The organism is Roseofilum halophilum BLCC-M91 (genome assembly GCF_030068445.1).
Classification (GTDB): Bacteria; Cyanobacteriota; Cyanobacteriia; order Cyanobacteriales; family Desertifilaceae; genus Roseofilum; species Roseofilum halophilum.
In genome coordinates this window covers 1-10,637 of sequence record NZ_JAQPOK010000101.1, presented here as the reverse complement: position 1 = coordinate 10,637, position 10,637 = coordinate 1, and the positions used below count along the sequence as shown (strand labels likewise).

The window sequence follows — 10,637 nt, the reverse complement described above, 5'->3', positions numbered from 1 at the left end:
CGATGTTATGAGGTACAGTAATCGAAATGTTCCTTGAGAGTGTTGTCCCATGAAAAGCCTGAAGAATGGGCACTCTAGCGTAAAAAATGGTTTTCCCATTACCCATTACCCATTACCCATTACCGCGCGAAGCGCTGTATCCCCTTAAGCAATTCCAAGAACCCAACCGTAAGTATTGGCAACCTTAAACCCATCTCTCCCATTCAAGTGGGAGGTAACTTTTTTGCTGAAGGAGGTATACTCCCCGCTCAATTGGGTGGTGTTCCCTGTATTCCCGGTTCAAGTATTCGCGGCGCTCTGCTCAGTTGGATTAAGCAGAACTGGTATGAGTTTAATCAAGAGGAAGAAAAGTTTTGGCAGGGTTTGATTGAACAGGATAGAAGTGGATGGAAGCCTCGTAAAATTCGCTTTGAAGCGGTTAATGTGCAGAACAGGATTAAACCGTTTCCGCTTCATGCTCAACAAAAGTGGCAATTGTTTGACCAGAAGAGCAATCAACTGAGTGTACAATGGCAAGTTGAAGTTCCAGAATTGGCAACACAACCTTTACCTCAGCCTCCATCTCAGCCTCAACCCTCTAGAGGTGCTGCTAAAAGTTCTAGTGCTGTGTTTGCTAGACCTACCAAACCACCGAGACCTTCCACATCTTCTTCAGGAAATTCTACTCCTCAGTCCTCTGATTCTCAGTCTATTTCTTTGAACATTAATATACGCCTTAAAAATAAGCCAACTCCTAAACAAAAGGGATGGTTAGAGAATCGAGTTAAAGAAATGCTGAAGGAGCAAGGGGTTGGTCGGGGAACTGCTTCTGGGTTTGGACGAGTGGCAGAAAAAGTTCCAGAGACTGGGCAATGGGTGCTAGAGCTAAAGGGAATGAAGCCTTGTATTCAGTCTCATTCTCAGGCTAGGAATCGGCAAAATCAACCTAGAAGAGATAATCGCAATGGAAAATATCGTTGGAGTCCACAAGTGTTGCGATCGCTATTGAGAGGATATTTTACCCGGTTGGCATTGTCTTTATATTCTCAAGATGACGCTGTGAAGCTGACGGAGAAAATTTTTGGTGGCCCCAGTTGCCAAGGTCAATTGATTTTAACCAGTTTTCTGGCTAAACGATATGAAGATAATAATCCTCCCAACGGTTATGCCAATATTCCTTCAAAGATAGCTCATGAAACTTGGGTGATTCCGGTTAACGCTCGCTGGCGGTCTCAGAATTTAGCTAACGTTGATGTAAACAAATTCGTAGGTCAACTCTTGGAATTAGCCAGTCATTTAGGAGGACTAGGGCCAGGATGGAGACGACCCCCCCATAAGTTAAGTCGGTTTAATGGTTATAGGGGCAGTGAACTTAAAATGCAATCTAAAAATTTGTTTGCCAAAGCCAACGTTCAGACATCTCTTCAGAGTTTAATGAGCCGTTTGCGAGATAGGATCGCCTGCCTAGGTCGTATATATCATCTACAGGAAAATACAACGGCCAGACCAGGGCAAATTGTTAGTATCTGGAAGGGATCGGCACAAGATGGTCGAGACAAAATTGTTCATAGCGATCGCGTTTGTAGCAGTAAAAGCCCCAATCGTCCTGGTTGGTGTGGAGATTCTCAACACCGACCATCGGGATATTCAGTTCGCGAATATAAAGACTATTGCTTGATTACGGTGTTTGATGGTGCGATGCAAAAGACGCTAAGGCAAAAGCGTTTTACTCAAATCTATCCACGCCAAAACTGATCGCCCTAATCTAGAATCTGAGTATTGGCCATGATCGCTACTCTCCTCCTTCTATATACTAGAGTGAGCAATCCTCTATCAGATAACTTCAACTTATTATTGATTATTCTCTGATAAGCATCTGAGGGGGACAGCCAATGGCTGAAACCCTCATTCTGTCGTAGACCCCCTCGGATCGCCTTCTGGGTAAGGGTTTGAAGGGTGTCGATCTAGCGTTTGTGGAGGTGAGATGAGACAAAAAATCGACTTTTTCTTGACCCCCTCAGATCTGGGGTGCTATAATTCCCTCGTAGCTTGGCTTCCAGAAGCCAAGGGTTTGACTCTTGAAAAAGAGAAGAAGTGCTGAAACGCTAGATGAATCTGGATAATAGTAATGTAGTGCCGTGACAACCCTAAAATGGTGGGTTACGGCGGATTGATAGATTGCTGTCAGAGTCTAGGTTTTAGCCGCCTAACCCACCCTACGCTAATGCACTATTTTAGCTGTGTCACGGCAGTAGGTTGGGTTGAGGAACGAAACCCAACGTCAGTTAAGCGTTGTTGGGTTTCACTTCGTTCAACCCAACCTACAATTTTAAGCTTGCCAAGCCCCTACGCATTCAACTAATCTTCAACCGGTGCTAAAGTTTCCAAATCATCGGGCGATAAACATCCACATCCTCTATCAATGCCGCTAAATATTCCCGTGCTTGTAGTTCCAAACAACGGCGCAAAGTCACTTGATATCCAGTATGGGGATGGGTTACCTGAGAGAGCAACTTCTCTTCCCAATGCTTAAGGAACTTCCGCAAAGATGTTGGATGTAAGAAAACGCCGCCACGATCATCAGGGGGAGTGAAGTCTGACTCAGTGAAGATTTTAGAATTAATCAAATAACACACCAAGGAATCAACCACTTGAGCGCGAAACTCTTCCATCAAATCCGATACCAAAGCAGGATGATAATTGCGAGGGACATGCAAATTCCCAAAGTGGGTGTGTAATCCCAATCCTTGGACAGATGATCCGACATTATGAAACAGTAGAGTATAGCCCAAACTCAATAAACTATTGACCGGATCGGTAGGAGGTCGCTTAGTGCGCTTCTCAAACGTAAAGGGGCCAAGAAATAATGAGCCTAGCCCTTGAAAATACACGCTCGCTCCCTGTCCTTCGTATCCCCGCAAGGCATCGATTGACTCAGCTTGAGGTAAACGCTCCATTAACGTCATCATTTGCCCAATAGAGTTTTTGGCAACTTCAGAGCGACGACGACGGTTGAGTTTTAATAACAGAGCGCGAGAATTATGCAGTTTCGCATTAACAATGGCTTGGGCTTGTCGCTGTACAAACTCTGGGTCTTGACTACACAAGACTTGGCGCTGCAAATAATCCACGTTGGCTAAACCATCGGTTTGCAGGCGACCAAAATACCGTCCCCGTTGGGAGAGATAAAGAACCGGAATACGGCGAGAGAGAGCCAGTTTCACAGCACCATGGGACAAACTACAGCAACCAAATAAAACAATATGAGTGACGCGGTTGACGGGAACTTTAATCCGTAGTTGCTGGCGATTAAAGATTTGAAACTGATAGTTCTTGGCCTTCAAGTACGACCCTTGGTCAGTTACATATAATGTGGTCATGGTTTCTTTCCAAAGATGATCGACTGGAGCTTGAGGAAACTGAATAACCTTGGGAAGTCCAGAGGCTTTTGGCCGTCCTAGACGGGCGGGTTTTCGTCGGGGTTTATCTCCTGGGTAAGGTTGTCCGGACTGGGAGACCCAGACATGGGTAGAAACCTCTGGAGGTTCGGGAGCAAAGACTTCTCCGTTGACAAACCGATATCCGAGAAAGATAAATTCTTGGTCATGAGCAAAGATATGGGTTTTGTTCGGTTGTAGCCGTAAATAGAGTTGGGCTAACCATTGCTCCACTTGAGTTAAGGTTTCAGTTGCCTCTTGCCAACTGCTACAGGCAATGACAAAATCATCCCCATAGCGCACCAGATTGAACCCGGCTTGCAGGCATCGTTGATCGAAGGAATGGAGATAGAGATTGGCTAATGCACCAGAGAGAACGCTGCCCTGTAATACTCCTTGAGTGGGTTGGATATGCTGGTGAGCAATGACAATACCCGTTTTGATGTGTTGTTCAATCAACAGCTTTAAGTCAGGAGCAATGGGTAGTTTTTCCAGTTGACTACAAAGGATGGGCCAACTGAGACTATCGAAAAATTCGGCAATATCCGCTTTAAGTGTCCAACAGGGTTGGTAATGGTTTGCCAAGCAGTTTGCAGTTGGGGACGTTGAATTTGCACATTGGGTAATGGGTAATGGGTAATAGGGAGAACTCCCCATTACCAGCTTGGCAGGAGGGCATATGAGTACGGGTTTGAGATGTATACTCATAGATATGACTTGAGGTTTAACTTAAGGAAACTCTAGTCAGGGTTGAATTACTAATGAATTTCAGATGGTGACGGGTCGATCGCTAATCGCATCTACAGCAGGAGTCAAACGAGCGAAACAAGCGCTCAAGCGTCGCCACTTAACCCAAAAGGCGATCGCTTATGAGTTAGCCATTGCTTCTTGGTCAACGGTCAGTAAGTTCTTTAATAGCAAGCCAGTTGATCGCGGGATTTTCATGGAAATTTGCCATACCCTTGAGTTGGACTGGCAAGAAGTTGTGGAAGACTTTCAGAGCGATTCACTTACACAGTGGCTTGAGGAAACTGAAGAGTTAGAACCCCAAGAAGCCGTTAGCCCCTTAATTCGCCAAGCTTTTACTTCAAAAGCCGTAACCTTAGAAGCACTGCAACAAAATACCCTACGCGCTCGTGCTGCTCTTAATCCTTATATTTTACCGACCATTCCCCGACAGACTTTGATTGACAAATGCTTAAGTCAAGTAAATCGAGGCTGGGAGGGCAATAGGGGTCAAGTTATTTCTATTTTAGGCCCCGCAGGATATGGGAAAAGCACAATTCTAGGAACAGTATTCGATGAATTAGCTAATCTGATTCACGAGCGTCAAACCGGATGGTTAGGTTTGGTTCGTTGCGATGATTTCATGGAATCGGCTGAATCTTTTGCGACTGAAATTCTTCAGCTTTCTACTGACAGCCATTCCTTAGAAGATATTATCCGCAATCCCCTGTTATTAGCGTTGCTCTGCGATTTATTTGCTGAGTCAGAAACGGTTCCTGAAGACTTAACTGTAAGTCAACTCTATGGAATTTATTGGGACTGGAAAATTGCTAGAGTGCGCCACAGTAGTCAATCAGCAACTGTGGGATTAGCCAAGGAAAAACTGAGCTTAAAGTTAGCCCAAAGCTTATATCATCAATCCGGCGATCGCCTCAGAGATACAATCTATCAAACCAGTTTAGATCTTAGCGATCGTGAATTTGAAGCCTATAGCGCCCTGAAAAGTGAAGGAGTCTTAAAAGACTTGGGCAGTGGTCGGATCAGCTTTTTCCATCAAACCTTCTTAGAATATGCGATCGCTCGGTGGCTTAACTCTACAGCCGAGGGAGAAGAAGCAAAACAGGAATTATTCCAAACCTTAGATACTTTAGCCCACAGCCAAAGTCAATATTATATTTGGGCGATCTTCCGACAGTTACTGACTCTGCTACCCTTAGCCGAATTTTACCAGGTTAACGAATTTATCGATCGAACCCAACTGCTTCCATTTCGCTCTTTAGCCTTTGCTGCTATTTCTCGCAGCGATCGCGAATCGGTTTCCATTTTAGTGTCCTTGCTTCAGATCGCTCTGCATCAATCCTATCTCTTCCAAGAAACGCTTTTAATTGCTGCTAATTCTGCTCCCCGCACCCATACTCCAGTTCTCTGGGATATGGTTGTGCAATTGTTACCGGTGGTGAGCCAATCTTTGATTAATAAAGCCATTGATGTGGCGGCTGATTTGTTTGTCCATCTCCCCGATAGCAATGGTATTCATTTTGCTCAGGTGTTGCAAGCGTTTTTAAACCGCAATTATGGCGAAGCCCAAGATCCTCACTATGCTTTGCAGCAACAATATCAGGTTCTCGGTCAGTGGATCGGTCAATATTATCGCTCTTTAACTGAATTGAAAACCCCAAGAGTTAACCCTGGTATTCTCAGGGTGTTAAGCGATCGCTATTTTCAATTTGGCAGTCGAGGACGGGCTTTGATTTTTCAGCTACACCAATTGCCAGGAGCCACCTTAGACACTCAAGAGAAACTCTTCCAGGTTGCTCTTACCCAACCTCCCTCTGAATCTTTTCTGGAAAAACCACCTGCCCAAACTTTATTGGGTCAAATGTATCAGGATTTTAGGCAATCCAATATTCTCGGATACCCATCCTGGTTAAACTTACTCTATGCTTCTTTACCCGCCCGATGGCATGAAGTGACTGCGGCAGGGGTGGGGATGCAAGCGATGTCTGATACAGAACTGCTCACAACCCTCATTCATCAGAGCTTGCTTCCTGCATCAGAAGATAACACCTCCAAAGAATTAAGCCGCCATCGGGCGATCGCCATTGAAACCGTTTGTAAGTCACCCGGAGCTTCTGCGGTAATCGCTGTGTTATTAGCCATTCCCATTGAAGAAATTCCTCGCAGTCGCTTTTCCTTAGCCTGTCAACTCATTCGTTTTTGTGCCCAAACGACTCATTCAGATGATGCTCTGGCGATCGCTCAATGGTTAACTCCAGCCATTGCTGAAAACCCTTCAGATGTTCTAAAGACTTTAGACACTCTAGCCTTTTATATTCCAGAGACTCAAGATTATATTGGGGCACAGTGGCAAGCTTGGCTACCACAACTCCCTGTTAAAACCGTTAATCAAATTCTCAATAAACCCAAGTTTGTTCCTGACTCTCTAGAGCCGTTTTTACTTCAACTCAACAATAAACAAGCCAGAGGAGTCTTGGTAAAACTTTATCACCGCCAAGCACTACAAGACTCAGAACCGGCTCTTTCTGCTTTGTTGAGTTTAAGTCTAGATGTTTCCAAGGAAGTTTCTCAACGGGCAATTCGCGCTCTTCTTGACTTAATAGAACATGGATATGCCATTCCTCATGCTCCGATTCTCGCTGTCCTCTCTCAATCCCCTGTAGTTGGAGTGCGACAAACGGCCATGATGGTATTGATTGAGCGCGTCAATCAGCAACAAGCAACAGAAGCAGAACAGTTAGAAGTTTTTAGAGCAACAGAACAGGAACAATCCCCAGAAGTGTTGCAACTGCTCTATAAGTTGGCTGAAGCTGTGTTTTGGTATTACGGCAATACAAGGCAATCTATACCTCGACTCCCCTCGGTAACCATACCGGAACCCTTCACTCAAGCTTTTTTTGCTCTAACTCAAAGGATTGAACAACAGCAGCGCCCTGACCTTATTGACACGGTTTCTAAACAGGCATTTCTAGCCTTTACTCGCTTGGTGTTAATTTCAGAAGGTCGTTGGATTCCTGAACTTTGTCACGGCACTCGCTTCTTTTTGCGCTCCTCTGATATTAGCAAGAAAATGGATCGCTTGGTTTTGTCTGGACTGCTCCATAAGTTAGCACAACACAATCCTCAATTTCTAGGGGCGATCGTTCGAGAGGATTGCTTTTCTGCCACCGGTTCTATGCCAGTCGCCAATCAGTTAGCGCTAGTCGCAGCCATTATTAACGAGCAAGGTAAGTATTCTCCTCTGCTCAATGAAATATTAGACAGTGAGCAATTTCCTGACTCTGTTAAAAGCCGTATCTTGCAAGCCCGAATGCAGTAGTTTTTAGAGCTTTGATTCAAAAAGTAGACCGGTAAATCGCCGGTCTACTTTCTTATTGTTCGCTGAGTTTCAGCACTTCTTCTCTTTTTCAAGAGTCAAACAATTGAAAGCGACTGTCAGAGCGGCAGTTGCTACTCGTTTCAGCACTTCTTCTCTTTTTCAAGAGTCAAACCCTCGGCTTCTGAAAGCGAGGCTACGAGCGGATCATAACACCCCAAATCTGAGGGGGTCAAGAAAAAGTCGATTTTTTTCCTCATCTCACCTCCAAAATCACTCGATCGACACCCTTCAAACCCTTACCCAGAAGGCTATCTGAGGGGGTCTACGGTAGAATCAGGGTTTGGGCGATCGCCTGTCCCCCTCAGATGCTTATCAGAGAATAATAAGTTATAAGTTTAGGTTATCACTCTATCTCAACAGCAAATTGATATTATAGTAAAAAGATTGTGGATAAATAAAAACGCATTATGTTTTGGGCAGATAAAATCGCAAAAGATGCACAAGGCGAACAAATTGTCAACGACTCGAAAACTCCATCCGGTCGCGTTCACGTCGGATCGCTACGAGGAGTCGTTATTCATGATGTCATCTATCGTGCCTTAAAACATGCCCAAAAACCCGTCAAATTCCTCTATGGTGTCGATGATTATGATGCCCTAGATACCGTTCCCCACTATCTCAACCCAGAGCAATTTAACCCCTATCTCGGCTATCCCCTCTGTAACGTTCCCTCCCCAGAAGAAACCGCCAGCGACTATGCCAAATACTTCATGGGCGAATTTCTACAAGTCTTTGAATATTTAGGAGTAAAACCGCAAATTTATTATCTACGTGACCTCTATCGCACCGGAAAACTCAACCCCTATATTGACACCTTCTTAAACAACGCCCACTTAATTCGCCAAGCCTACGAACAAGTAAGCAAAGCCAAACGACCCGATGATTGGTATCCCTTCCAAGTCGTCTGTGAAAACTGCGGTAAAATCGCCACCACTGTCGTCACCGATTACAACGGCGAACAAGTCTTTTACACCTGCAAACCCGATAGCACCGACTGGGTAGAAGGATGCGGTCATTCCGGTTGGATTTCTCCCTTTGATGGCAACGGCAAATTACCCTGGAAAGTAGAATGGGTAGCCAAATGGGATCTGTTGGGAGTCACCATTGAACTCGCTGGAAAAGACCACTCCCAAAAAGGCGGTTCTCGTGATGTAGCCAATGCCATTTGCCGCAAAGTGTTAAAAAAACAACCCCCCTTCCATTCTCCCTACGAATTCATTTTAGTCAATGGCACAAAAATGAGTTCCTCAAAAGGAGTCGGTTCCAGTGCCAGAGATATGGCCGATTTATTACCGGCTGAACTCCTACGGTTTTTGATGTTAAGAACACCCCCCAAAACCGTCATTAATTTCGCCCCCAACTACGAAACCACCACTCGCCTCTTCCGGGATTATGATACCTTGAATAGCAAATATCAAGAATGGCAAAATTCCGAGGAAGAAGGGGACTTATCCAAGGACTTAATGGCGCTCTTGTATGCCCAATTAGGGAGTGAAGTTCAACCTTATCAACCCTTTGATATAAGTACCTTAATTTCCCTGCTACAAATTCCAGGTTTAGACATTGAACAGGAAATTCAAAAACGAATGCCTCCCCTGACCGATAGGGATTGGCAAGAAATCAAAAAACGGATTGCCGTCGGTCAGAAATGGCTGGAAGATTATGCCGATGAAGAAGAAAAATTAGTCATTTATTGGGACGACATTCCCCAAGGTGCGAGTCAGTTATCGGAGGAGCAAAAAACCTATCTCAAGCAGTTGGTATCCAATCTGGAGAAAAACGAAAATTGGGAAGCCGAAGCGTTACAAACTTTAATTTTCTCCACCACCAAGGAGTTATCAATTAAGCCCAATCTGGCATTTCCCGCCATTTACCAATCGTTCTTGGGCAAAGAACGGGGGCCAAAAGCGGGCGGTTTATTATCCTATTTAGACCGCAAGTTTGTGGTGGAGCGCTTAAACGCTGTTGTTGCCTTGGGCTAGTGCCCTGACTGAATTAAAATCATGTATAATGGGGGCGAATGGGACTGTAGCTCAGTTGGATAGAGCGAGCGCCTCCTAAGCGCTAGGCCATGGGTTCGAGACCCGTCAGTCCCGCTTAGTTGCTAGTCGATGCAATTCATAGATTGCCTCTAAATCACCCGATTTCGACTCTCACCCTTAAGAAACGCGGCGATATTTTGTTCCACTTCCGTGACTAACCGCGCTCTTGACTCTCTGGAAATCCAGGCGATATGAGGGGTGATAAACAGTCTATCTGGATTTTGGATCTGAAAAAGGGGATTACTTTCTTCTGGAGGCTCGTTTTCCAATACATCTAAACCTGCCGCAGCAATTTCACCCTTATCCAAGGCTGAGGCTAAAGCCGCTTCATTAACAATTCCTCCCCGACTGACATTGAGCAAAATGGCTTGAGAAGACATTTGTTTAAGTTGCGGTTCATCAATGAGGTTAGCCGTTTTTTCATTTAATGGCGCATGAATAGAAAGAATCTGGGATTGTTGCAAAAGTTTCTCTAAACTGACGCATTCAAAGGGTTGTGCCCGATTTTTTCCACTGGTAGAAAAATAGGCAACATCACATCCAAAAGCTTGGGCAATATCAGCCACTTTGCGGCCAATGGTTCCCATACCGATAATACCCCACTGTTTCCCCGCCAGCTCAAAAAAGGATTCTCCCAGATGGTTAAAAGTAGGACTTTGACACCATTGGCGGCTGCGGGTATAATCATCAAAATAACGGCAATGGTGGGATAGATAAAAGAGCATAGAAAAAGTATGGGCAACCACACTATTGGTGGAGTAACCCACTGCATTGGTCACAGCAATTCCCCGTTCGGCTGCACATTGGATATCGATAATATTGTACCCGGTAGCAGCAACACAAATCAGTTTGAGAGTGTTGGTCGTTTCCAGAATGGGGCGATTAATGGCGACTTTATTGGTGATGATCATTTCAGCCAGAAGTGTTGAATGTTAAGAATAGATGGAGAAAAAAGCTCTCAAATCTGGTAAGATAGAGAGCAGAAAAAAATAATAACTAATAACTATGTTAGTGAAAGTTCCCCCGTCTGTCAAAAAAATCTTAGCGGCTCTGCCC

The 10,637-nt window shown here is 44.8% G+C and carries 5 protein-coding genes and 1 tRNA gene; 4 read left to right on the top strand and 2 right to left on the bottom strand.

The window, feature by feature from the left end:
• Window positions 1-111 precede the first annotated feature (111 nt).
• Window positions 112-1,734, top strand: coding sequence for an RAMP superfamily CRISPR-associated protein (locus tag PJF56_RS14190; RefSeq protein WP_488199627.1), 1,623 nt, complete (start codon window positions 112-114; stop codon window positions 1,732-1,734).
• 620 nt (window positions 1,735-2,354) lie between these two features.
• Here PJF56_RS14190 and cas1 read toward each other — a convergent pair.
• Entirely contained in the window at window positions 2,355-4,073 is a 1,719-nt protein-coding gene (gene cas1, locus PJF56_RS14185; protein ID WP_283763338.1) for a CRISPR-associated endonuclease Cas1, read from the bottom strand.
• Window positions 4,074-4,188: 115 nt separating this feature from the next.
• Between cas1 and PJF56_RS14180 the strand changes: the two genes are divergently transcribed.
• The 3 genes from PJF56_RS14180 (at window position 4,189) to PJF56_RS14170 (ending at window position 9,635) form a co-directional block, all read left to right on the top strand.
• Window positions 4,189-7,479, top strand: a complete 3,291-nt coding sequence (locus PJF56_RS14180) for an NACHT domain-containing protein (protein WP_283763337.1) — start codon at window positions 4,189-4,191, stop codon at window positions 7,477-7,479.
• A gap of 467 nt (window positions 7,480-7,946) precedes the next feature.
• On the top strand, window positions 7,947-9,521 hold the full coding sequence (gene lysS / locus PJF56_RS14175; RefSeq protein ID WP_283763336.1) for a lysine--tRNA ligase: 1,575 nt from the start codon (window positions 7,947-7,949) through the stop codon (window positions 9,519-9,521).
• Between the two features lie 40 nt (window positions 9,522-9,561).
• Window positions 9,562-9,635 (top strand) — tRNA-Arg (locus PJF56_RS14170).
• Window positions 9,636-9,670: 35 nt separating this feature from the next.
• Here PJF56_RS14170 and PJF56_RS14165 read toward each other — a convergent pair.
• Window positions 9,671-10,492 carry an NAD(P)-dependent oxidoreductase gene (locus PJF56_RS14165; protein ID WP_283763335.1) on the bottom strand — a complete coding sequence of 274 codons (822 nt, stop codon included), beginning with the start codon at window positions 10,490-10,492 and terminating at the stop codon, window positions 9,671-9,673.
• Window positions 10,493-10,637: the final 145 nt, after the last annotated feature.